The 26,069-nt window shown below is 32.2% G+C and carries 20 protein-coding genes and 2 pseudogenes; all 22 read left to right on the top strand.

Going from position 1 to position 26,069, the window contains the following annotated elements:
* Positions 1-6 precede the first annotated feature (6 nt).
* A complete protein-coding gene (locus FHG85_RS08195) occupies positions 7-585 on the top strand; it encodes an acyltransferase (protein ID WP_173074803.1) in 579 nt (192 codons plus the stop codon).
* A gap of 3 nt (positions 586-588) precedes the next feature.
* A complete protein-coding gene (locus FHG85_RS08190; protein WP_173074801.1) occupies positions 589-1,536 on the top strand; it encodes a Gfo/Idh/MocA family oxidoreductase in 948 nt (315 codons plus the stop codon).
* Between the two features lie 2 nt (positions 1,537-1,538).
* Positions 1,539-2,831 (top strand): nucleotide sugar dehydrogenase, encoded by a 1,293-nt coding sequence (locus FHG85_RS08185; protein WP_173074799.1) that lies wholly within the window; start codon positions 1,539-1,541, stop codon positions 2,829-2,831.
* A gap of 30 nt (positions 2,832-2,861) precedes the next feature.
* Positions 2,862-2,912 (top strand): annotated as a pseudogene (locus FHG85_RS13395) (hypothetical protein); the annotation flags it as partial.
* Between the two features lie 348 nt (positions 2,913-3,260).
* A complete protein-coding gene (locus tag FHG85_RS08180) occupies positions 3,261-4,646 on the top strand; it encodes a UDP-glucose 6-dehydrogenase (protein ID WP_173074797.1) in 1,386 nt (461 codons plus the stop codon).
* Positions 4,647-4,840: 194 nt separating this feature from the next.
* Positions 4,841-5,236 carry a four helix bundle protein gene (locus FHG85_RS08175; RefSeq protein WP_173074795.1) on the top strand — a complete coding sequence of 132 codons (396 nt, stop codon included), beginning with the start codon at positions 4,841-4,843 and terminating at the stop codon, positions 5,234-5,236.
* A gap of 209 nt (positions 5,237-5,445) precedes the next feature.
* Positions 5,446-6,522 carry an NAD-dependent epimerase gene (locus tag FHG85_RS08170; protein WP_173074793.1) on the top strand — a complete coding sequence of 359 codons (1,077 nt, stop codon included), beginning with the start codon at positions 5,446-5,448 and terminating at the stop codon, positions 6,520-6,522.
* The gene (wecC, locus tag FHG85_RS08165) at positions 6,519-7,739 is read left to right on the top strand and encodes a UDP-N-acetyl-D-mannosamine dehydrogenase (protein WP_173074791.1); all 1,221 of its coding nucleotides are present in this window, start codon (positions 6,519-6,521) and stop codon (positions 7,737-7,739) included. Before FHG85_RS08170 ends, wecC begins: the two co-directional genes overlap by 4 nt.
* Positions 7,740-7,863: 124 nt before the next feature.
* On the top strand, positions 7,864-9,018 hold the full coding sequence (gene wecB / locus FHG85_RS08160) for a non-hydrolyzing UDP-N-acetylglucosamine 2-epimerase (protein WP_173074789.1): 1,155 nt from the start codon (positions 7,864-7,866) through the stop codon (positions 9,016-9,018).
* A gap of 1,034 nt (positions 9,019-10,052) precedes the next feature.
* Complete coding sequence (locus FHG85_RS13420; protein ID WP_449649457.1) at positions 10,053-10,364, top strand: hypothetical protein; 312 nt, start codon at positions 10,053-10,055, stop codon at positions 10,362-10,364.
* Between the two features lie 1,760 nt (positions 10,365-12,124).
* Complete coding sequence (locus FHG85_RS08150) at positions 12,125-14,164, top strand: glycoside hydrolase family 2 TIM barrel-domain containing protein (RefSeq protein ID WP_173074785.1); 2,040 nt, start codon at positions 12,125-12,127, stop codon at positions 14,162-14,164.
* A 580-nt stretch (positions 14,165-14,744) separates the two neighbouring features.
* Entirely contained in the window at positions 14,745-15,377 is a 633-nt protein-coding gene (locus tag FHG85_RS08145; protein WP_173076826.1) for a glycosyltransferase family 4 protein, read from the top strand.
* Positions 15,374-17,347: a heparinase II/III family protein gene (locus FHG85_RS08140; protein ID WP_173074783.1), complete on the top strand. Its 1,974-nt coding sequence runs from the start codon at positions 15,374-15,376 to the stop codon at positions 17,345-17,347. Before FHG85_RS08145 ends, FHG85_RS08140 begins: the two co-directional genes overlap by 4 nt.
* The gene (locus FHG85_RS08135; protein ID WP_173074781.1) at positions 17,320-17,697 is read left to right on the top strand and encodes a hypothetical protein; all 378 of its coding nucleotides are present in this window, start codon (positions 17,320-17,322) and stop codon (positions 17,695-17,697) included. The genes FHG85_RS08140 and FHG85_RS08135 overlap by 28 nt, the downstream gene beginning before the upstream one ends.
* A complete protein-coding gene (locus tag FHG85_RS08130) occupies positions 17,697-18,947 on the top strand; it encodes a glycosyltransferase family 4 protein (protein ID WP_173074778.1) in 1,251 nt (416 codons plus the stop codon). Before FHG85_RS08135 ends, FHG85_RS08130 begins: the two co-directional genes overlap by 1 nt.
* A pseudogene (locus tag FHG85_RS08125) lies at positions 18,928-19,528 on the top strand (sugar transferase). The gene FHG85_RS08130 and the pseudogene FHG85_RS08125 overlap by 20 nt, the downstream one beginning before the upstream one ends.
* A 2-nt stretch (positions 19,529-19,530) precedes the next feature.
* Entirely contained in the window at positions 19,531-20,133 is a 603-nt protein-coding gene (locus FHG85_RS08120) for an acetyltransferase (RefSeq protein ID WP_173074776.1), read from the top strand.
* Position 20,134: 1 nt separating this feature from the next.
* Positions 20,135-20,269, top strand: a complete 135-nt coding sequence (locus FHG85_RS13265; protein WP_246249190.1) for a DegT/DnrJ/EryC1/StrS family aminotransferase — start codon at positions 20,135-20,137, stop codon at positions 20,267-20,269.
* A gap of 12 nt (positions 20,270-20,281) precedes the next feature.
* Positions 20,282-20,452, top strand: coding sequence for a DegT/DnrJ/EryC1/StrS family aminotransferase (locus FHG85_RS13260; RefSeq protein ID WP_246249188.1), 171 nt, complete (start codon positions 20,282-20,284; stop codon positions 20,450-20,452).
* A 392-nt stretch (positions 20,453-20,844) separates the two neighbouring features.
* Positions 20,845-21,450, top strand: a complete 606-nt coding sequence (locus FHG85_RS08110; protein WP_173074774.1) for a sugar transferase — start codon at positions 20,845-20,847, stop codon at positions 21,448-21,450.
* 12 nt (positions 21,451-21,462) lie between these two features.
* The gene (locus FHG85_RS08105; RefSeq protein WP_173074772.1) at positions 21,463-22,596 is read left to right on the top strand and encodes a DegT/DnrJ/EryC1/StrS family aminotransferase; all 1,134 of its coding nucleotides are present in this window, start codon (positions 21,463-21,465) and stop codon (positions 22,594-22,596) included.
* Between the two features lie 51 nt (positions 22,597-22,647).
* On the top strand, positions 22,648-26,028 hold the full coding sequence (locus FHG85_RS08100; RefSeq protein WP_173074769.1) for a hypothetical protein: 3,381 nt from the start codon (positions 22,648-22,650) through the stop codon (positions 26,026-26,028).
* Positions 26,029-26,069: the final 41 nt, after the last annotated feature.

Raw genomic sequence — 26,069 nt, 5'->3', positions numbered from 1 at the left:
TACGCTATGGAAAAAGAATTCTTTGCCCATGAAACTGCTGTAATCGACGAAGGATGCACAATAGGTAAAGGAACCAAGATTTGGCATTTTAGCCATATAATGACAGGTTGCCAAATAGGAGAAAATTGTAATATTGGACAGAATGTGGTTGTTTCCCCTGGAGTGAAGTTAGGAAAGAATGTTAAGGTACAGAATAATGTTTCAATCTACACGGGAGTTATATGCGAGGATGATGTTTTTCTTGGTCCCTCAATGGTTTTCACAAACGTAATAAACCCACGAAGTGCTATAAATCGTAAAAGTGAGTATTTAACTACTCTTGTAAAGCGCAGTGCAACTATTGGGGCCAATGCTACTATAGTTTGTGGCATTACTCTAGGGGAATATTCATTTGTTGGTGCTGGCGCTGTGGTTACAAAAGATGTTAAGCCCTATGCTCTTGTTGTTGGTAATCCTGCCCGCCAAATTGGTTGGATGAGTGAGTATGGTCACCGACTAGAATTCAATGGCGAAGGAATTGCCATTTGCCCCGAAAGCGGTCAGAAGTATAAACTTGAAAACGATAATGTTTTTAGAATTGAGTAAATCATGAAGAATTTTGCGCTAATTGGTGCTGCCGGCTTTATTGCGCCCCGTCACCTAAAAGCAATTAAGGAAACAGGAAACAACCTGCTTGCCGCTTTGGATAAACACGACTGTGTAGGTATTATGGATAGCTTTTTCCCCGAAGCCGACTTCTTTGTTGAGTATGAGCGATTCGATAGGCATATTGATAAGCTAAAGCGACAAGGGGTTAAGGTTGACTACGTTAGTATTTGTACACCAAATTACTTACATGATTCCCATATACGATTTGCACTCCGTCAGGGTGCTAATGCCATTTGCGAAAAGCCAATTGTGCTTAACCCTTGGAATATCGATGCCCTTGCTGAGATTGAGAAGGAAACAGGTAAACGTATAAGTACTATTCTACAGCTTCGACTGCACCCAACCATTATTGAACTAAAAAAGCAAATTGTAACTGCACCCAAGGACAAAGTTTTCGATATCGATTTAACCTACATTACTAGTCGTGGTCGGTGGTACTTCATTTCATGGAAAGGTGATGTTCATAAATCAGGTGGCGTAGCTACTAATATTGGTGTTCACTTTTTCGATATGCTAACCTGGATTTTTGGAGATGTAAAATCAAATGTTGTCCATATTTCTCGTCCTGACAAAGCAGCAGGATATCTCGAGTTAGAAAGGGCTCGAGTTCGCTGGTTCTTAAGCGTAGATTATAACGATATTCCTAATGAAATTAAAGAAAAGGGACAGCGTACTTATCGTTCTATACATATTGCCGATAAAGAGTTAGAGTTTAGCTCTGGATTTACCGATCTTCATACTACTAGCTATCAGGAAATTCTTGCAGGCAATAGCTTTGGGCTTGAAGATGCTCGCTCTTCAATTGAAACGGTTTTCTCTATAAGAAATACTTCACCTGTAGGTTTAACAGGCGATTACCATCCATTCTGCAAACTGTTAAAATTATAGAAATGTACAACGAACTGGTTTCAAAAAAGGAAAAGTTGGCAGTTGTTGGCTTAGGTTATGTTGGCCTGCCTATTGCACTTGAATTTGCACGAAAACTTTCGGTTATTGGTTTTGATATTAAACCCGAAAGGGTTGAAATGATGAAAAAGGGGATTGACCCTAGTCGTGAATTGGACTCTGAAGCATTTAAAGGATGTGATATTGAATTCACATCAAATGTTGATGACCTGCGCCAAGCGAAATTTTATGTGGTTGCCGTTCCTACACCAATTGATGAGCATAATTTACCCGACTTAAAACCTTTACTTGCAGCTACAAGAACCGTTGGGCAGGTGCTTAAAAAGGGCGACTATGTGGTTTACGAATCAACTGTTTACCCAGGGTGCACCGAGGAAGAATGTGTCCCCTTACTAGAAGAGATTTCAGGATTTAAGTATATTCAAGATTTTAAGGTCGGTTTTTCACCTGAGCGCATAAACCCTGGCGATAAGGTACACACCCTAACAACCATTAAAAAGATAACATCAGGTTGTGATGCTGAGTCTGCCGAAGAGATTGCTAAAACTTATGAACTAATAATCGAAGCGGGAATTCATCGTGCCAGCTCTATTAAGGTTGCTGAAGCAGCAAAGATAATTGAGAATACTCAGCGCGATATTAACATCGCCTTTATGAATGAGCTTTCGATTATTTTTAATCGTATGGGAATTAATACCTACGAGGTCCTTGAAGCCGCCGGAACAAAGTGGAATTTCCTTAAATTTTTCCCAGGGCTTGTAGGTGGGCACTGCATTGGTGTTGACCCTTACTACTTGGTCTATAAAGCCAAGGAGCTGGGATATCATCCCCAAATCATAACTGCAGGACGGTTCATAAATGACTCCATGGGTGGTTATGTGGCAAAGCAAACCGTTAAAAAAATTATCGCAGCCGATAAAAACCCAAAGGAATCGCGTGTTCTTATAATGGGAGTGACATTTAAGGAAAATGTTAGCGATATAAGGAACTCAAAAGTGATAGATATTTATAATGAGTTGAAATCATTTGGAATTCAGAATGTAGATGTTATCGACCCATATGCCGATAGCAAAGAGGTGCGAGAAGAATACGGTTTTGAAACAACATCTGATCCAAAAGGGAAATATGATGCAATAATTGTTGCAGTTAGCCACGATAGCTATCTAAAACTAGAAGAGGAATGGTTCCTAAATCATGCAAATAATGATTGCGTTTTTGTTGATGTGAAAGGTATTTTTAGAGAAAAAATTAATAGGTTAACTTACTGGAGCCTTTAATTTAGTTTGATAATCAATTTTACTTAGCCCCTTTATGGGGCTTTGTTTATATTTAGTGGTCTCTTTTTGCTTAAATTTTAGTTGAAATGTATTATTTTCGCATAACAAAAATGGGTAGGTCATGCATTTAATTTGTGTGACTGACAGGGCGAAGCTGTAGAATGGTGAATGGTTAGTTGTAAATAGTTAAAGGAGAAATTAGGATTGTTTGCTTATATGTTACTTTTTTCTCATATTCCAACTTATTTAATCTTTAATTACATCTTTATCCATCTTTTAAAGACTAGTTTTGATTTTGAATCTGTCAAAGCCTTTCAAATTCTGGAATCTTGAATTTTGAATCTGTATTCGTCTTCCCCTGAATCAGTCTGTCCTTTATCTTTTATCTTGAACATTAAACTTTAAACTTTAAACTTTAAACATATTATCATGGTAAAAAACATATGCTGTATAGGTGCAGGTTACGTAGGTGGTCCAACCATGGCTGTAATCGCACTAAAGAATCCAAATATAAAGGTAAATGTTGTTGATATCAATGCAGAACGGATTGCTGCATGGAATACCGATGAACTGCCTGTTTATGAGCCGGGATTACTCGAAGTAGTAAAACAGGCTCGTGGTCGTAACCTCTTCTTTGATACTGATATCGAAAAGGGCATTCGTGAGGCTGACATGATTTTTATCAGCGTAAATACTCCAACTAAAACTTATGGACTGGGAAAGGGGAGAGCAGCCGATTTGCGCTATGTCGAACTTTGTGCCCGACAGATAGCCGAGGTGGCTACTACCGATAAGATTGTTGTTGAGAAATCAACCCTACCGGTACGTACAGCTCAGGCAATTAAAACAATACTTTCCGAAACTGGCAATAAAGCTCGTTTTCAGGTGCTATCAAATCCTGAATTTCTTGCAGAGGGCACTGCAATAAAGGATTTGTTGGAACCAGACCGTGTTCTAATTGGAGGTGACCAAACCCCTGAGGGGTTAGCGGCCATTGAGGAGCTGACACAAGTATATGCTAGCTGGGTACCTCGCGAACGTATTATCCAAACCCGCTTATGGTCTTCGGAGCTCTCAAAGCTTACCGCCAATGCCTTCCTGGCTCAACGTATCTCCTCAATCAATAGTATCTCAGCACTTTGCGAGGTAACCGATGCCGATATTGATGAGGTTGCCTACGCCATTGGTACCGACTCTCGCATCGGCTCAAAGTTCCTAAAGGCTTCTGTTGGTTTTGGAGGATCTTGTTTCCAAAAGGATATTTTAAACCTGGTTTACCTTTGCGAATTCTTTGGTTTACCCGAGGTTGCCCGCTACTGGGAGCAGGTAATCGCCCTTAACGATTACCAGAAACGCCGCTTTGCACAGAATATAATCCATACCCTTTTCAATACCGTTAGCGGTAAGAAAATAGCAATGTTAGGCTGGGCATTTAAAAAGGATACAAACGACACTCGTGAAAGCGCTGCAATTTATGTTGCCGATCATCTACTTAACGATATGGCAAATATTTGGGTGTACGACCCCAAGGTACCAGCTAAGAGCATGTTTGCCGATTTGGACTATTTAGGAACCCGATCGCCCGAGGAAAATAGAAAACATCTTACAGTGGTTACTGACCCTTATGAAGCATGTAGGGACGCTCATGCCATTGCCATTATCACCGAATGGGATGAGTTCAAGACCTACGATTGGCAACGCATTTACGTTAACATGAAAAAACCCGCATTCATCTTCGATGGCCGAAATATCCTCGACCATAAAAAACTAATGGAAATTGGGTTTAAGGTCAAAGCGATTGGGAAAAGCTATTAGTTCGAAGTTCGAAGTTCGAAGTTCAAAGTTCGAAGTTCAAAGTTCGAGGTTCAAAGTTCGAGGTTCAAAGTTCGAAGTTATCTTAGCACTAGTACTTACAAATTTCGAGCATTATAATTTACATCTTTTTTGATGAGTTTGTAAGTAAGTTTTGAAGTTGCTTTCCTTATAAAATTTGTTTCTTATTTTTAACAATGAAAATAGAACAATTTGAAAATTTGGATATATGGCAGGAGGCAAGGGAATTGTGCAAAACTATCCGTGTGATAACTGAGAAAGAAAATTTTAGCAAAAATTTTAATTTAAAAAATCAAATTCTTTCCTCATGTGGCTCAATTATGGATAATATAGCAGAAGGTTTTGAAAGAGGAGGAAATAAAGAATTTATTCAGTTTTTATATGTTGCCAAAGGTTCGTGCGGCGAAACTAGGTCACAATTATATAGAGCTTATGATTTTGGATATATATCAGATAGTGAAACTAAGGAAATTATTGAAAAAACAGTAATATTAAGCAAAAAGATTTCATCTTTAATTAATTACTTAAAAAGTTCTGGTTATAGAGGAAGCAAATATAAAGCGGAAAAGTAAAGAATGACGAAACCGCGAATCAAAAACCCTCTCGACCCATACAAACTCTTGAACCTTAAACCCGGCGAAGCCGGACAAGCTCTTGAACCTTGAACCTTAAACCTTGAACCTTGAACCTTAAACCTTGAACCTTGAACCTTGAACCTTAAACCTTGAACCTTGAACCTTGAACCTTAAACCTTGAACCTTGAACCTTGAACCTTAAACCTATGAAACACCTCCTCACCGGTACCGCAGGCTTTATCGGCTTTCATCTTGCCAAGCGTATGCTTGAGCGTGGTGACGAAGTAGTTGGACTCGATTGTATTAACGATTACTATGATGTTAACCTGAAATATGCTCGACTTGAACAAACGGGAATCGATAGAAACAAAATTGAGAATGGAAAGTTTGTTCAAAGCATAAAGTATCCCAATTACCGTTTTATTAAGTTAAAGCTAGAGGACCGAAAAGCAATTCTAAAACTATTTGAACAGGAAAAGTTCGATAAAGTTTGCAACCTGGCTGCTCAGGCAGGAGTTAGGTATAGCCTGCAGAATCCATTTACCTATATTGACAGTAATATTAGTGGCTTCCTAAATATACTTGAAGGTTGTCGACACAACGGCGTAAGGCACCTTGCATATGCCAGCAGTTCAAGTGTTTATGGGTTAAACGAAGAGATGCCCTTTTCGGTACACCATAACGTTGATCACCCCATAAGCCTTTATGCTGCAAGCAAAAAGAGTAACGAGCTAATGGCTCATACCTACAGCTACCTGTACGGGATACCTACTACCGGTTTGCGGTTCTTTACAGTATATGGTCCATGGGGCCGCCCCGATATGGCTCTTTTCCTATTCACCAAGGCAATTATTGAGGGCAAACCCATTGATGTTTACAACAACGGCAACATGCAGCGAGACTTCACATACATTGATGATATAGTTGAGGGTATTGTTCGCGTAATCGATAATCCTCCTGTCGGAAATCCCGAATGGACAGGAAAGCAGCCCGACCCGGGCACCTCCGTAGCACCGTATAAGGTCTATAACATTGGTAATAGCAAACCAGTTAAGCTTTTAGATTTCATTGAGGCCATTGAGGAGGCTCTGGGCAAAAAAGCCATTCAAAACTTCCTTCCCTTACAGCCCGGCGATGTTCCGGCCACATGGGCGGATGTGTCTGATTTAGTATCAGATTTAGATTATCAGCCGAATACCGATATCAGGATTGGAGTTAAGAGATTTGTGGAGTGGTATAAAGAATTTTTAATGATTGATAATAATCCAAAAATAAAGTTATGAATATCAAGAAATCAAAAGTTGTTTTTTTAGGATTAGGCTATATTGGCTTACCAACTGCAGCATTAATTGCAAAGAATAATATCAATGTCATTGGAGTCGATATTAATGAGAAGGTTGTAGAAACCATCAATCAAGGTAAAATTCATATAGTTGAGCCAGATCTTGATGGTTTGGTTAAACATGTTGTTGAGAATGGAATGTTAAGAGCACAAAAGGAACCTGAACCTGCAGATGTTTTTGTAATTGCTGTTCCAACACCCTTTAAAGGTGATCATGAACCAGATATTTCTTTTGTTGAAAATGCTACCCAAAGCGTTATTCCATATCTAAAAGAAGGTAACCTCTTTATAATTGAGTCAACTAGTCCTGTTGGCACAACAGAAAAGATGGCAGAAATAATCTACCATGAAAGACCAGAGCTAAAAGGTAAAATTTATATTGCTTATTGTCCAGAGAGAGTCTTACCAGGTAATGTAATATATGAGCTTGAAAATAACGATAGGGTTATAGGAGGCATTGATGAAGTATCTACTGTAAAAGCAACAGAATTTTATGGAACATTTGTAAAATCTAACTTACATCCTACAAATGCTAGAACAGCAGAGATGTGTAAGTTGACCGAGAATTCTTTTAGGGATGTTAATATTGCATTTGCAAATGAACTTTCCTTAATATGCCATAAGGCAGGTATAAATGTTTGGGAACTTATTAAATTGGCAAACATGCATCCAAGAGTTAACATTTTGTGGCCTGGCACGGGGGTTGGTGGGCATTGCATTGCAATAGATCCATGGTTTATTGTTAGTGATTTTCCCAATGAAGCAAAAATTATAAGAATTGCTCGTGAAATAAACAATTACAAACCTTTATGGGTTATTGAACAGATAAAGAAGGCTATTAACGAATTTTCAAATAAATACAATAAAAGACCTTATGTTGCTTTGATGGGGTTAGCTTTTAAGCCAGATATTGATGATTTGAGGGAATCTCCAGCTCTTGAAGTTGTTGAGCATCTGGTTAATGATAAAAGTTTAGCTGTGAATTTTTTTATCAATGAGCCAAATGTTGAGCATTATAAAGAGTATAATAATGTTGATTATTTGGAGGCATATAAAAAAGCTGATATTGTTGTATTCCTAGTTGCACATAAGCAATACAAATTGATTGAAAAAGACTTAAGTAAAATAGAACTTGATTTTTGCGGTGTAAGAAAATAGTTAATAAAATTCTCAAGATTTTCAATTGGATAGTTTCAGGTTATTTAAATCGATTAATACTACTTGAGTGTTTTCGTATTAAATACTAGAAAAGTCTTTTAATTTTATAAAAATTTTAGAACGAATGAAAAAAAGAATATTGATTGTTTTTGGTACAAGACCTGAAGCAATAAAAATGGCGCCGGTTGTAAAGGCTTTCAAATCAGATGAAATACGTTTCGAAACCAAAGTTTGTGTTACTGCACAACATCGTGAGATGCTTGATCAAGTCTTGCAAATATTTGATATAATACCCGATTACGATTTAAATATAATGCGACCAGGACAGGACCTTTATGACATTTCTGCCAAAGTTTTAATTGAAATCAGAGCTGTTTTAAGAGAATTTAAGCCAGATGTAGTATTAGTTCATGGCGATACAACCACTTCTAGTATGGCTGCATTAGCTTCTTTCTATGAAAAAATTCCTGTTGGACATGTTGAGGCAGGTCTAAGGACTTATGATATTTATTCTCCCTGGCCAGAGGAAATGAACAGACAAATAACAGGTAGAATTGCCACCTATCATTTTGCACCAACTGAACGATCTAAACAAAATCTTCTTAATGAGGGTGTTAAGCCACAATGCATTTTCGTAACAGGAAATACAGTTATCGACGCTTTACATTTAGCATTAAATAAAATTAAATCAGGGAAGGTTATCAAGGAGGCTGTTATAGAACAATTAATAAAAGCAGGTTATGAGAACATTTATAAACTTCAAAATGATGATCGTAAATCAATATTAATAACTGGACATCGTCGTGAAAATTTTGGTGATGGCTTTATTAATATTTGTCATGCAATAAAAGAAATTGCTCTAAGAAATAAAAACTTTGATTTAATATATCCGGTGCATCTTAACCCTAACGTTCAGAGACCTGTTTATGATATACTTGGTGGCATAGAAAATGTTTATTTACTCCCACCTTTGGATTATTTACCTTTTATTTATTTAATGCATTTAAGTTACTTAGTGCTAACTGACAGTGGTGGAATACAGGAGGAAGCCCCTAGTTTAGGTAAACCTGTTTTAGTTATGCGCAATACTACTGAAAGACCTGAAGCTGTTGAGGCAGGAACAGTCGAGTTGGTTGGAACAAATAAAGATTTGATAGTTTCAAAAGTAAATCTGTTAATTTCTGATAAAAAATATTACCAAACAATGTCTAGAGCCCACAACCCTTATGGCGATGGAAAAGCAAGTGAACGAATAGTTAATATTATTATTGAAAGATGATAAAAAAATATCTTAATTTATTAAAAACATATGCTATTGCAGAAGTTATTGCTAAAGGACTTAATTGGTCCTTATTAATGATCCTGCCTAAGATTGTATCGTTAACATCTTTTGGATTTATATCAATTTTAATTGCATTTGAGAATATTATATTACCAATTTCTCTTAATGGTCAACAATTAGTAGTTTTAAGATTTTACGAAAGATTTAAATATTTTAAAGTTACATTTTTTAAATCTATATCATCAATTTTTATAAAATGGAATGTAGTTATTATTCCAATTATATTTTTCAGTTCTTTTTTGCATATCGTTCAATTCCAATAATGATTGTTATTTTGGTAATTCCGCTTTTAGCAGTAAGAGAAATTATATTAAATTATTTAAGAGTAAATGAAGATAAAGATAGATATCTAAAAATAAGAGTATCATACCAGTTTGCAAAATTTACTTTTGTAGTAATTCTCGCGTTTCTAATTCCTAATTCTAAATATTTATATCCCATAGGATTATTTTGTGCAATTACTTTTAATTTAGTACAAATAATTCTATCTCTTAAGAAAGATTTTAGTCTAAAAGAGATAATAAAGGCAGAACCTAAATTTAAAAATTTTCTTTTGGTTTGGTTTCCCTATAATTTTTCATTCGTTAAGTAATGCTATAAACATGTTTATTAATCGTTATATGATTGAATATTATTTAGGAACAAAATACGTAGGAATATTTACATTCGCTTATTCCTTAAGTTTCTCACTCTTTTTAATTCTATATATTGGGGGGCTAGTCTTTCAACCTTATTTGTACAAATCAAAGACAGTAAATGAAAGTTCTGAAAAAAATTTATTGTTATATACTAATTCAATGTTTATTTTTATCTCAATATTTGCATTTTTATTATGGTATTCGTTTAAATTTATCATTAATTATTATAGTAATGATTATCTATCTTCTGAGGAATCTTTTAGAATTTTAATGCTATCAATATTAATAATCCCCTTTTACCATCAAGGGAATTACAGATTAACGCTCAAAAACATGACACATTTTCTTCCAATTGCAAGTGGTTTAGCTGCAATTTCTTCAATCATTTTGAATTTAATTTTTATACCAAGATATGGAATAGTCGGAGCAGCATATAGTTCTGTTATATCCTACCTAGTAATTATGATTTTTACAAATTTTATTAGCACTAATATTAGAAAACTTGGAAATTCTAAAACGATTATCTCAATTATATTTATTTCAGTCATAATCTTATTTTATAATGGATTAATTCATTTACTACCATTTTTCCTTATTATCTCTGTATTGATGGCTGGTGTAGAAATTTATTCAATTAAAAATTAATTTATGTTTATAAAAAAGAACAAATTGATATTTTATTTGATATACATTATTGTCTCATTACTACCCATGGCTCTTAGCAACATTCATATTCAAAAACTTTTAGTTTATAATTATTTTATTCAAACAATTTTCTTTTCATATATCTATACTTAGAAAAAATAGTTTTCAGTAATACTTTCTCCAACTTTTCTTGCCCTTCTGTATTTAAATATTAATTTTCTAATAGGAAGTTGGGCATTTATTAATGGATATATATTAAAGATTGAATGGGTAAATGATTTTTAAAATAAAAAATTTCCCATTAATAACAACATATTTTAACTTTTCTAATTTGATTATTTTATTCTCAAGAGAAATTCCATTAAATTTTAAAAAATATAATTAAACAAAAGTTTAGAATTTATGATAATTTTATAAATATAATTATCTGGACTGTTTTTGCTTTATTTTCGTATTTTAATTTAAATTTATCTTTTTAGGTGGAAGTAATAATTTCGCTATTATACCTAAAAGTGTAATTGCTTTGTTGTTAATATACTACCTGTATAAAAATAAAATCAAATTCAGATTAATAATATATCTAATAATTATATTTATTTTTGTTAGTTTTTCCTTTCATAGCAAACGTGAAGCAATATTTTTAATTTTACCTATTGCTTTACTTGAACTTCATAATGGAACTTTTAGATATACAATTAAGAATATCTTATCAATGATTACATTTACTTTGGTTATTTTATATTTAATAATCATTATGTCAATATTAAGAGGTTATGGAGGTTATAATGTAAGTTCTATATCAGAAGTTAAACATCATGTTGCAGAATACATTACTTCTGAAAAGTTTTTAAAGTATTTTATGAATAATCTTGAAATATCAAGTACAACGTACAACACAAACAATGCTATTAATATTATTATTGAGCAACCCAAGAAGATTATTTATGGAGAGTCTATCATAAAATTTTTATTTTTCCTATCCCAAGATTTGTTTTTCCATATAAGCCTAGAAGCATGGTTGATATATATACAAATACAGTTTCACCTGATTTTAGAAAGATAGGTGGTTCTTATCCAATTGCTTTTCAAGCAGAAGTTTTTGAATTTTCATATCTTCGGCTTAGTATTTTTACTAATAATATTTATAATATTTAACTCAATATATAATAATCTATTGAAAATTATTAAAGAAAGGGATACTAGAATTAGTCATATCTCTTTACTATATTCTTATTATATTTTTCTGTATATTGTTCGAGGCAATGGAATTGATATATTTGTTATTTATTTAATTATTGCAATATTTTTCATTTTTTTATTCCAACAGCTAAGTAAAGTTTTTGCCTAAATTATGAGTTCTTTTCGTATTATAAATATACTTTCTTTTTATTAACGTTATTTGTTTATAATACAAATGCTCAAGAGCAAATTTTAAAATACGCAGAGTTTTATAAAGGTGATTTAGGCGGAATTTGGGAAGTATGGAGAGATAAAAATCTTCATCTTTTACCCAAATGGGAAAGTGTAACATTGCCGCATTGTTATAATTCTTTTGATGTATTGGATGAACAGCCTGGTTATTATCAAGGACCTGTTTGGTATAGAACTTTTATTGAGATTAATAATAATAATAAATTAAGGTATATTTTAAAAATTTATGGTGGTGGGCCTAAAATAAATATTTATATATATGATAAATTTGTTGGAGAAACTGTTTCTTCTTATCAAGATTCAGAATTCGATATAACAGAGTATGTTCAGTGGATAAAAACTCACCCTCTTTGTCTAGGAAATATCATAACAAAGTACCCATAGCTTTTAGATGTGATAATTCTAGAGATCTAAATAGAATACCTTCTGATCTAAATGATTTCCCTATTTATGGTGGACTTTTTAGAAAAATAGTAATAAAAACTAAACCTTTAAGATTTTTAGATAGCATTAAAATTACACCTATTTATGATTCTCTCAAAAGTAATGGCAGATTAAACATAATAGGAAAAGTAAACTCAAAATATGTTGATACTTTACATAGACAAGAATATATTATTAAGGGTAGTTTATTAAATAAAGATAGTGTTCTAATATCTTTTAACTTTAGTTTTCATAAAGATGAATTTAATATTTCTATTGATTCAATAAATAATTTAAAATTATGGTCCCCATCTAATCCATTTCTTTATGATTTAAAATTATCTCTTTCCTACGATAATAAAAATAGTGATTCTTTATTGTTTAGAATTGGTTTTAGATACTTTAAATTTCTAAAGAATGGCCCTTTTTATTTAAATGGTTCAAGACTTTTACTTAAGGGAGTTCATTTACATGAAGATCATTCAGGGGTTGGTGCAGCAGTACCTTACGAAATTCATGAAAAAGAAATTAAAATGATAAAAAAAATGGGAGCTAATTTCATCAGATTAGCTCATTATCAACAATCAGAAGAAGTTCTAAATCTATGTGATAAATATGGGTTACTTGTATGGGAAGAAGTTCCATGGAGTAGGGGTGGACTGGGTGGTACTATACATAAAAATAATATTATTGAGTTTTTATCCAAAATGATAGAACAGCATTATAATCATGTTTCAATTATTATTTGGGGACTTGGCAATGAAATTGATTTAACAGGGGATTTTAATTATAACAACAAAGATAGTATTAAAACTTTTTTATCATATTTAAATCGATTTGCCAAGCAAAAAGATCCATACCGTATGACTGCTATTCGCAGGTGTGATTTTGCTAAGTATATTCCTGACATTTATTCTCCTTCAATATGGTCAGGTTGGTATAATGGGACTTATAGGGATTATGAAAAAGTAATTAAAAAAAGATTCTATGAAGTTAATCATTTTATTCATGCAGAGTGGGGAGTTGGTTCATTGTATGGTAGACATTCAACAGATCCTTACCTAAATGAAAACGATTCTTTATTACATGGCAGTGGTGAGGAAAAAAGTTACTCTCAACTATTTGATAAAGGCGAAATGAGATACTCTAAAGATGGCGATTGGTCTGAAACGTATGCTTGTGATCTTGTAGATTGGTATTTACATACTATTGAACAATGGAATTGGTTTACAGGTGCCTTATATTGGTCATTTAAAGATTTTGCGACTCCTTTAAGGGAAAATAATCCTATACCACATGTAAATCTTAAAGGCATAGTTCAAAGAGATTTAACACCAAAAGAAATTTATTATGTATTTCAATCACATTGGGCAGAAGAACCTGTTTTACACATATATGGACATACTTGGAAAAATAGATGGTATGATAAACTAACAGATAGTATACCCATAAAAGTTTATTCCAATTGTAAAGCTGTTGAGCTATTTGTTAATGGCAAATCTAAAGGTCTTAAAAATTTTGATATTAATAAATTTCCTGCATCAGGATTTGAGTGGAAACTAAAATGCAGACCTGGAAATTATTTTATCAAGGCAATTGGACATACTGAATCTGAAGAGATATTAGTAGATTCGATTAATTTTTCTTTAATTGAAAAGAATTGGGGTAAACCAATAAAATTTAAAATACATAAAGAGAAAATTTCAGATGATATTTTACTGGTTAAGGTAGAATTAGTAGATAAAAAAGGTAAAATCTGTTATGATGCCAGGAATATTGTTACTTTTGATATTGCAGGCAAAGGAGAATTAATTAAAAATCTTGGCACTGTAAATGGTTCAAAAAAAATAGAATTAGCTAATGGCGTCGCAGAAATTTATATAAAACTTAATAAGGGAAGATCTGTAGTGGCTGTAATGTCAAAAGTATTGAAACTATGTTTATAAAATTAAATGCTAATTAATTCTAAAATATAGATAAATTAAAGTATTAAGATTATAATTTGCAAGCGACTAAACTTTTATTATGTTGTATCGGATTTTTATCATATATTACCAAAAACTAATAACATTGTTGGATGAAAAATTACTTTTAATTTCTGAATCATTTCTTCATTATAGAATATTATTATATAATCAATTTTATATCTTTTCAAGAAAAAGATATTGACCTACAATTATTAATAAATAGTGAAGAAAAATCTAAATTTGAAAACAAAAATATTCAGATAGAAAAGAGATTTACTTTACATAGGTCTGAATATAAGTTTTTAAAAATAAAAAGATGTTAAATTTTATAAACCCTGAATACATAATATTATTCTGGAACCCTTATAATTTAACAACTTGGTTACTGATATTTTATTTTAAACTAGCCAATATACCTTTGCTATTTGGACTCAGGGAATTAGTATGGAAAATCCTAAACACTTTATAAAGAAAAGCATTTACAAATGTATTCATTCTATAGCAGATGCATTAATAATATATTCTCTAACGAATTAAAATATATTAAGAAAAATACCATATTAAAACTTTTATAGCATATAATACAATTGATTTTAATTCTATTCCAGATATAAAGCTAAATAATGATGAGATAAAAAAGAAATACAAAATCACTTATGAAAAAGTAGTTCTTTTTACCGGGAGAATACAAGAAAGAAAAAGGCTAGATATTTTACTTGATATCTTCAGTAATCTAATAACAGATGAATCCATTGGTTTAGTGATAGTTGGTCCAGGTATGAATGAATCTTTTTTAAAAATTATTAATAATTCAAAAAATATAATTTATCTTGGAGAAATATATGATATATACCAAATTAATGAAATATATAAATGCTCAGATATATTCTGCATACCAGGTACTAATGGATTGGGAATAAACCATGCTCTATATTGGGGACTTCCTGTAATAACTCTCAAAACAGTATGGCATAATCCCGAAATATTTTATTTAAAAAATGGTGTGAATGGTTATTTAGTTAATGATAAATACGAATTAAAAGATAAAATATGCTATTTATTTAAAAATCCAGATGAATTAAATAAAATGAAAAGGAATGCAAAAAAAATAATTATAAGAGAAGCAAATGTCGAAAAAATGTTTATGGGTTTTTACCAAGCTATAAATTATCTTGAAAAAAATAAATTATGAGAATTGAATTAATAAATTATAGGATAGGTCATTTCTTTTATAAACGAAAGATGAAATCCATAGGGAAATTTTTTTCCATTTTAAATAGATTAATATTTTCATCTTGGGTGCCTGCTTCTGCAACAATTGGAAAAAATGTTACACTAGGATACTGGGGATTAGGAATTGTTATACATAGCAATTCTGTTATTGGAGATAATTGCTTAATTGGACAAAATGTTACAATAGGAAGAAATTTTGGTGATAAAAAAGTTCCTGTTATTGGAAATAATGTATATATTGGTGCAGGTTCTGTGATTTTTGGTGAGATATTTATTGGAGATAATGTAATAATTGGAAGTAATTCTGTTGTTAATAAGAGTATACCTCCTAATACAATCGTTGCAGGTAATCCTGCTAAGGTTATTAAAAAAAGTAATGTACCATATTGGGAATATGACAAAAGAAAATCTAAATTATTTATAATTTTAGACTTAATAAATAATATTGGAGGAAGATATATTACCTTCCGAATAATTTATTTAATAAAAATTAAGTTAGGTTTTTTAAAAAGAAAATTTCCTATCAATACGCCAACTAAGGAATTCATTTCTTTAGAAAAATGGAAAAGACTAAATATTCCATTTTTTTTACCAGACTCAACAACTTCAATTTATAAAATTGAAGATAAAGAGCATTTACAACATAAAAGAGATGAAATTGTAAGTAATACATTTACTTATTTTAGTTCAATGAAATACAATTTAGGTCCTAATTATGATTGGATTACTAATCCGGATACAGGTTATAAATATGACATTAATAAACATTGGTCGGAAATAGAAGATTTTTCAGTAGAAGCAGGAGACATAAAATATGTGTGGGAAAAAGCTAGATTTACTTTTGTTTATTATGTAATCAGATATGATTATCATTTTAACAAGGATAGTTCAAAATTTGTATTCGGACAGATAGAAGACTTTATCGATAAAAACCCAATCAACCAAGGACCTAACTACAAATGTTCGCAAGAAATTTCTTTGCGGATAATGAACTGGTCATTTGCACTTTTTTTCTACAAAGAAAGTAAATATCTAACGGAAGAATTATTTCAAAAAATAATAAATTCTATTTATTGGCAATTGCATCATGTATATCATAATATCAATTTTTCTCGTATTGCTGTAAGAAATAATCATGCCATAACAGAAACAGCAATGCTTTATTTATCGAAATATCTTTTTCCTTTTATTCCCGATACCGAGGAATGGTCTAAGAAGGGGAAAAAGTGGCTCTTGAAAGAAATTGATTATCAGATATATGAAGATGGCTCTTATTTGCAATTTTCTCATAATTACCATAGAGTAGTAATCCAGATATTAACCTGGGTGCTGAAAATTAATGAGTTAAATAATATACATTTTGACTCAAATTTATTCGATAAGTTTAAGAAAACTTTAGTATTCCTTTATAATCATCAAGATGATCAAACTGGATGGCTATCAAATTATGGAAATAATGATGGGGCGTTATTCTTTCCGTTAAATAACAATCATTATAGAGATTTTAGACCTCAATTACAAGCTTTTGGCTTACTGCTTGGTTTTAAGTTATATAATCAATTATATGAAGATTCTTTTTGGTATGGTTTAGATAATGTAGGAGAAAAAGTTGAAAAAGATTCACTTTTAAATTATACTATAGGAGGTTTTTATGGTTTTAGGGAAAAGGATGTACTAACAACTATTAGGTGTGGAGCTTATAAGGATAGGCCTTCTCAAGCAGATGCTTTACATCTAGACATTTGGTATAAAGGTGAAAATATCTTATTCGATCCTGGTACATATAAATACAATACAGATGAAAAATACATAAAATTTTACAACGGCACCAAAGGTCATAATACCCTATCTATTGGACAGTATGACCAAATGTTAAGAGGTCCACGATTTATTTGGTTTTATTGGACAAAACATGCATTACTCAAGTAGAAGAATATGATGATAGATTTGAATTTGTGGGTGAAATTAAAGGTTTCCCATTACTAGGAAGAAACATAGTACATAAAAGAAAAGTAATTAAGTACAGAGACAAACCTTTGTGGAGGATAATTGACCAAACAAACTATAAAGGTAAAGATCCCATAATATTACATTGGAATATTAATCCTAATTTTAAACACCTCATAGACATTAAGGCTAAGGATAGTTTTGGGAATAATTTAAAGTTTGAAAAAGAACAAGGTTGGTATTCAGAACTATATGGGGTTAAAGAAAATTTTGATCAGTTTATTTGCAATTTAAATGGAAATAATTGTGAAACAATTATTCAAATAAGATAATGAAAATTTTACTAATTCACCAATACTTTTTAGAGAAAAATGATGGAGGAGGATCTCGTTGGAATGAAATAACCAGGCATTGGGCTAGTAAAGGTAACTCAATTACGGTCATTTCAGGGATGGTTCATTACGCTTCTGGTAAGAAACCGCATAAGTATAAAGGAAAGTGGATTTATATTGACAAGGGCTTTTATAACAATGTTGATGTTATAAGAACACATGTGTCAGAGGCATATAATAAGAATTTTTTGGGTAGGCTTTGGGCCTATTTTTCCTTTGTTTTTAGTGGAACCTATGCGGGACTATTTAAGTGTGACCGTAAATATGATATAATTGTTGCTACATCTCCACCATTATTCGTTGGCATCATTGCTTACATATTATCTAAATTCAGAAAAATTCCTTTTGTCTTTGAAGTTAGAGATTTATGGCCAGAATCGGCTATTGATACAGGTGTTTTGAAAAACCAGTTTCTAATTAAGTTTTCATTTTGGTTTGAGAGGTTTATATATAAAAGAGCAATATTTATAAATGCTTTAACTCCAGCATTTAAGGAAAAATTAATCAAGGAAAAAGGTGTAAGTGAGCATAAGATAACAATGATACCAAATGCTGCTGATTTTTCTTTAGCTGAAAGTTTAATAGATACTCTCGATGTAAAAGAATTTAGAAGAATTAATAATATTGAAGACAAATTTGTTATTACATATGTGGGAGCTCACGGTGTAGCTAATCACTTAATTCAATTAATAGAAGTTGCTGAAAGATTACGAGATACTAATGTGTTGTTTCAATTAATTGGTGATGGAATGCTTAAGGAGTATTTAATAGATGAAGTAAAAACAAGAAAATTAGAAAATGTGAGATTTATAGATCCAGTTCCTAAAAGCGAAGTTTTTAAATATATTTTAAGTTCAGATGTTGGAACATCAGTTTTAAAGAAAAACGATACTTTTAAAACAATATATTCAAATAAAACATTTGACTACATGGCCTGCAAAAAAGCAGTGCTACTTCTTATTGATGGTGTATCTAGAGAATTAGTTGAAACTGCTAATTGTGGAGTTTATGCCGAACCAGAAAATTTAGATGATATTGAAAAAAAAATAAGACATCTGCTGGCCTTGTCAAAAAATGAACTTAATTTAATGGGTATAAATGGATACAATTATGCAAAGAAATACTTTGACAGGGTTACATTAGCAGAGTATTATTTAATTAAACTAAAAGATGTACGAAAAAATAGATAAAAACATTATTGACTTTGTTATTGCATTAACATTGTTAGTGTTTTTTCTCCTATTTTATTTATCATCACTCTAATATTAGTTTTAACATATAAAGGTTCTCCTTTTTTATTCATGAGCGTATAGGTTTGAAAGATAAAATATTCAAATTGGTAAAATCTAGGACAATGAATGATAATAAAGATATATATGGAGATTTATTACCTGATTATTAGCGCTTAACAAAGATTGGTAAATTTTTAAGGAAAACATAATTAGACGAAATTCCTCAACTTTTAAACGTAATAAAAGGCGATATGTCGTTAGTTGGTCTACGCCCTTTACTTGTAGAATATTTATCACTTTATAATAATATTCAGAGGCGAAGGCATGAGGTAAAACCAGGTATTACTGAATGGGCACAGGTAAATGGAAGAAATGCAATTAGTTGGAAAGAAAAATTCGAACTAGATGTATGGTATGTTGACAACAATTCTTTTAAATTAGATTTGAAGATAATATTTTTAACAATTATTAAAGTAATTAAGGGTGATGGTATTTCTTCAAATAATTCAGTAACAATGGAAAAGTTTAATGGAGTTTAATTATGATTCTATATGGTGCAAGTGGACATGGTAAAGTTGTAAGGGATATCTTGATGTCTCAAAGGATAAAAGTAAAGGCGTTTTTTGATGACAATGCAAATTTAACTCAATTTGAGTCTTTATCCGTTTTTCGATACCAACCAGAATTATATATTAATGAAGAAGTAATCATTTCAATAGGGAACAATTTAATTAGAAAAAATCTTTCAAATTTAGTACAACATGAATTTGGTATTGGCATTCACATTTCTGCAATTATAGGTTCAAATGTTATAATAGATAAAGGTACTGTTGTAATGCAGGGTGCAATCGTACAATCGAGTGTAAAGGTTGGGGCGCATGTTATATTAAATACTGCTTCAACCGTAGATCATGATTGTGTTTTAGAGGATTTTGTTCACGTTTCTCCTAATGCAACGCTCTGTGGTAATGTTATTGTAGGAGAAGGTTCTCATATTGGAGCTGGTGCAGCAGTTATTCCTAATATTAAAATTGGAAAATGGTGTACAATAGGAGCTGGCTCAGTAGTTATTAATGATATACCTGATTACGCTGTGGTTGTTGGTAATCCAGCGAGGATAATAAGGCTTAATTCAATTCATTAGTATGAACACTATAATTTGGCTTTTACCACCCAATATGGGTGGAAATGAAATTAAATTTGTTTATGAAGCCTTTGAAACCAATTGGGTTGCGCCACTCGGTCCAAATGTAAATGCATTTGAAAAAGAACTTGCTTAGTATCTTGGTGTAATGTATTGTTCTGCATTAGTTTCCGGTACCGCTGCCATTTGTTTATCTTTAATCAATTTGGGTGTAAACCACGGGGATGATGTAATTTGTCAGTCTTTTACTTTTTCTGCTATTGATAATCCTATTGTTTATCAGGATGCTATTACAACTTTTTTGGATGGCAAGACCTAAAATATGGACCATAAATTTTTAGAAGAAGCAATTAAGGAAAGGTTTCGTAAGGGGTATAATCCCAAAGGGATACAATATAGTTATTATACTTAGGTGTTGGCTAATTTTTTTTTTTTGTTCTTGCTCATAACCACATTAGAGATCTTAAGACGAATACTGATAAAGGTCACCATTGTGTAACTGTTATTAATCTATTCTCGTGCAGGGTGTTAAGATAGGAAACCATTTAGTTGTTGGTAGTAATGCTGTTGTTACCAAAGATATAGAAAGCAAATGCGTTGTTGTTGGAAACCCTGCAAAAGTAGTTAGAGAGGGTATTTGGATTAAAGAAATAGGACAAATTGCTAATTCCTATGTAGGTTCTAGTTTAGAAAACTTAATCATATTAATGTATGTACAAGTTTTGTTTAAAACGTTTTTTTGATATAGTATTTTCTTTGATTCTTTTGATATTGTTCTCTCCTTTGATGATTGTAATATCCATTTTAATTAAAATTATTAATAAAACAGATATTTTCTTTAAACAACCAAGACCTGGTAAGGATGGCGTTATTTTCAATGTCATTAAATTTAAGACTATGACAGACGAAAGGGATGAAAATGGTATTCTTTTACCTGATGAGTATAGGTTGAAAAAATTTGGGAAGTTTCTAAGAGATTTGTCATTAGATGAATTGCCTCAATTGATAAATGTACTTAAGGGTGATATGAGTTTTATTGGTCCAAGACCGTTATTACCAGAATATTTATCACTTTATTCTGCCGAACAACTTAGGAGGCATCAGGTGCGTCCTGGAATAACTGGCTGGGCTCAAGTAAATGGACGGAATAATATTTCGTGGACTAGAAAATTCGAATTGGATGTCTGGTATGTTGATAATATGTCTTTTTGTTTAGATTTAAAAATCCTTTTGTTAACAATAAAGAAAGTTGTAATGAGAGAGGGTGTTTCTAAAGAAGGCTTTGCTACAACTGAACCTTTTAATGGTAAGAATTAATTATTGTTTAGTATGAATTCTAAAATTTGGCTTTCATCTCCCCATATGAGTGGGAATGAGTTGAAGTATGTTAATGAAGCTTTTGAGACTAATTGGGTTGCACCACTTGGACCCAATGTAAATGCTTTTGAAAATGAACTTGCTCAATATCTTGGTATAAAGAATTGCGCTGCACTAGTATCTGGTACTGCAGCCATTCATCTTGCTTTAATTCTTCTTAGTGTAAATCAAGGCGATGAGGTAATTTGTCAATCTTTTACTTTTTCTGCAACTGCTAATCCAATTATTTATCAAGGTGCTACTCCTGTATTTGTGGATAGTGAATCCGAAACCTGGAATATGGACCCTGAACTTTTAGAAAAGGCTATTAAGGAACGGTTAAGAAAGGGGAAGAAGCCTAAAGCAATTATTGTTGTTCACCTTTATGGTATGCCTGCCAAAATGGATGAAATAATGTCAATTGCGGAGAGGTATGAGATTCCAATTATAGAAGATGCTGCTGAAGCCCTTGGAAGCAAGTATAAAGATAAATTCTGTGGCACTTTTGGATGCATGGGAATATTATCATTTAATGGTAACAAAATTATTACTACTTCAGGTGGTGGCGCATTAATATCAAATAACAATGATTTTATTCAGAAGGCACGATTTCTTGCAACGCAAGCGCGAGATAATGCACCTCATTACCAGCATTCCCATATTGGTTACAATTATAGAATGAGCAATGTGGTCGCTGGAATTGGACGGGGGCAACTAGAAGTTTTGAACCTTCGTATTGAACAACGTAGGGCAAACAACAAATTTTACCGTGAAATGTTGGATGGTAAAAGAGGAATTACCTTTCACACAGAAACGACTAATAGATTCTCAAATTATTGGCTAACATCAATAATAATTGAACCTGAGATTACAGGAATTACCCGTGAAGATTTGAGATTAGGTTTAGAAGCGGATAATATTGAATCTCGCCCTCTATGGAAACCGATGCATTTACAACCTGTATTTTCAGGTGCTCCAGCGTATACAAATGGCTTCTCTGAACATGCATTTGAGAATGGTTTATGTCTACCTTCTGGTTCAAATTTAACCAATGACGATAAAAGAAGAATTGCTAATCAAATTAGAAAAATCCTGAAATGGAATTAATTGCTTTTTCTTTTTTGTTCCGTTATTTATCATTTACTAACATTTGCATAGATGCTTAAACGAATTATTCTTTTTTTATTTTCAACCTCTCTTGTACTATTTTTTATAAGGTTAGCATTACCTCAATACGTTAAGTTCTTGCTTTTCCCTTTCATTGCAATATTTGCGCTTCTATCTTTATTCGACTTCATTAATAAAAAACGCTGGAGAGAAATTTGCTTCAAAAGATACCGCTTTTTTCTGCCTTTGATTATTAGTATAATTGCTTGGCTTTTTGCAGTAGTCGCAAGTTGTTATCTATCAGATATTTTACTTAAGGATACTATTAATCTATTGGTTCTTTGTATATTTATTTTTTCGTTTTTATTATTAGATTTTAAACAAGAACTATTAAAAAAATCATTAAATCAGTTTAGAGTTCATAGTGTTGTTTTAAGTACGCTTTTTGCATTTGCTGGAGTGCTAAAGTTATATTTTCAGCTAAAGGGACAAATATGGGGGGTGCTTGAGGTAAAGGGGTTAGGTTATCCTTTAGGGACTTCTCTTGCAATAGACGATAACTTTTTTACACTTGTTTGTTTTGTTGGTATTTTATTCGCCTCGTCATTTTTATTCACTGTTAAAAAGAAGTGGCAAAGCGTTTTGTTGCAACTTGCCCTTATTGTACTTCTTGTAAACATAATGTTGGCTACTTCGCGTCGAGGTTTAATAATTGCAGCTGTGTTTATAGTTTCATTTTTATTGTTTTGGTTAAGTTCTTGGTTTATTAATAAAAATCGTTTAAAAGTTTTTAGAAGTAACTCCATTCTATTTATACCTAGCATTTTATTAACTGTTTTCTTTCTTTGGTATTTGGTATTTGGAGTAAGCCCATTAAAACGAAGCCAGTGGTTGGCTACCTCTGATTTTAATAAGAGAGTAACATCATCATATATAAATTGGCTTACCATATCAGGGAAGTCAATATTTAGAGGTGACATTTCATATATTGACGTAAAAAAAGAAAATTGGGGTGCTAATTTTGATCCAAGATTTCCTTATACAGGATGGGCAAGTGGTAATTACCATTTGGTGGATAATCTCAATGAATTAGGTTTAAAAGAAGTTCCTTCAGATGCACAAGGAGCAAAAGTTGGGAGGTGGGTCCAACCACTGAAGAGCAAAGGTAATGCTTACTATATTTCAAAACTTTTTGAAGGTAGATTCGAGCCGGGGAGACGTTATTTAGCATCGGTTTACTGTTATATGTCGCGCGATTTTAATGGTAATTGGGCAAGAATCTCATCAAATGGGAAAAAAGGGATAAGTCATTGGTTTTATGATATAGATCAGAAAGGGAAGTGGCAAAAACTTCAAACAAGTTTTTATGCTGATAGCAATGACGTAAGAGTTTCCCTGTTTGTTTGTAAAGAGAAGGATAGTACTTTTAATAATCTTAATGGGTTTGTAATATATGCTTATCCAGAACTAAAAGAAATTTCTACTGATCCTGCAGAACCAATAACGTGGGCTACAAAACAATTTGTTTCGGTTAGTCGTCTGCCTGATGGTACAAGAAATGGCCCTTTGGATAGTGTTATTGCCTTTATGCCCTACAAGAAACATATTAAATATAGAGATAACATAGGTTTATGGCTCTATAGAGAAAATCTTTATAGATATACATTTAAAAAAGATATAAGGTATAATTCGTCAATATTTGCGTATGTATCACCTAATTTTAATGGTGATGAGGTTGCATTTTACGCTGAAGGAAATATATTTGGTCATACCAAACATACTTACGATTTAGAAAGAAAAGGAACATGGCAAAAACTAAACATTTCATTTAACATTTTTGACGGAGATGCTAACGTGGGCTTTGGCTTCCGAAAAAAGGCGAATTCTCCAACCGATTCAATTAAAGGCTACGTTCTCTTTGCATATCCCGAAGAAAAGATACTGAAATTTGATCCTAACAATCCTATAACCTGGGCTGGATCAAACTTTAAACGTGTTTATCCATTAACTGGCGATAATGTTGAAATTGTTCCCAACCAGAGCGTTGGATTAAAAGTTGATAGGGGAACACAGGCCAGAGTTAGTAAAAATTTAGCATATAATGTTAATCCAATTGGGAAAGTCAGGTTCAGAGTAGCGAACCAAAGGGTAAAAACTTCTGTTTTTGCCTATGTTTCTAATGATTTTAATGGTGAAAAGGTTCGCTTAGGGGGAAGTTCAAAAAAACTTGGTGGTAATAACGCTACATACTATGACCTTAGCCGTAAAGGAACCTGGCAGAAGCTAACTATTAACAATTGGGGTGAAACAGGTGAAGTTTACTATTCAACTACTTACTTTGAACTTCCTAAAGCAAAAGATTTTAAAAATCTAAAGGGATATGTAATTTATGCTCATCCTGAGTTTAAGGTTTTAAAGCATAACCCTAAAAATCCAGAGACTTACACAGCTTCAACCTTTTTAAAAGAGTATCCCTTAAAAGGGAGTAATGCAGATATTGTACCAAAAGGAGTAGTTGGGGCTAAATACAATAAAACAACCGAAGGGAAACGGTCTGGGTTAAACTATTATTCAAGAACATTGTATTGGGGGGAGATGGCAGAGCCTGGTGATTCCGTTTTTGGTTCCGTCTACTGTTATGTTTCCCCCGATTTTAATGGAAATTTGGTTAGGCTTGAATTAACTGGGAAAATTACAGGGAGTTCAAAACAAAATTATAATCTAAAAACAAAAGGAGAGTGGGTTCAATTAAAGGTGAGTGGCTTGGTTAAGGGTAAAGGTCGTGTTTATGGTTCGTACCTTTTTGGCCAAAAGGGTGTAACCGATTTTAAAAATCTAAAAGGTTATGTGACCTTTGCCTATCCTCAGCTCGTTGTAAAGCACCATAGGAAAACTTCATTGGTGGAAGAAAAAAATATGAATAATCTAGCAAGTCTATTTCCCTTTCATGGAAGCCTAAGTGCAGCCGATACCATAAGCGATGACTTTAAACCTTTAATGGCTAACGACCGTTTTGCCGGACCTCGAATTGATAGATGGCGCTATGCCATTTACCTTTACACTAAAAAGTATACCTTAATCCAAAAGTTGATAGGCGGAGGATTTGATTATACCTATAGGTTTGCCCGAAAGTTCCATCCCGAAGATCCTAAAAGAGATTTTGATTACCCACATAATCCTTTTTTGTCTGTTCTCTTATATTCGGGTGTGTTAGGTCTATTGGTTTATATTTGGTTCTTTGTTAAATCGTTATACCTTTACTATATTTATCGGAAAGAATATTGGATTTTTGGAATTATATATTTGGTTACCTTTTTCTATGCATTTTTTAGCTCAAATTCTCCATTCGAACCAGCATTCTTCGGATTAATGGGTGCATTACCTTATTTAATTCATTACTCTAAAAAATCAAACGAACTAAGGGATACATAATCCCTAAAAGGCAATAAATGTATTTTTTGTAATTATTTTAA

Source organism: Tenuifilum thalassicum, from assembly GCF_013265555.1.
Taxonomy (GTDB): Bacteria; Bacteroidota; Bacteroidia; order Bacteroidales; family Tenuifilaceae; genus Tenuifilum; species Tenuifilum thalassicum.
This window is presented reverse-complemented; position numbering and strand designations above follow the sequence as displayed.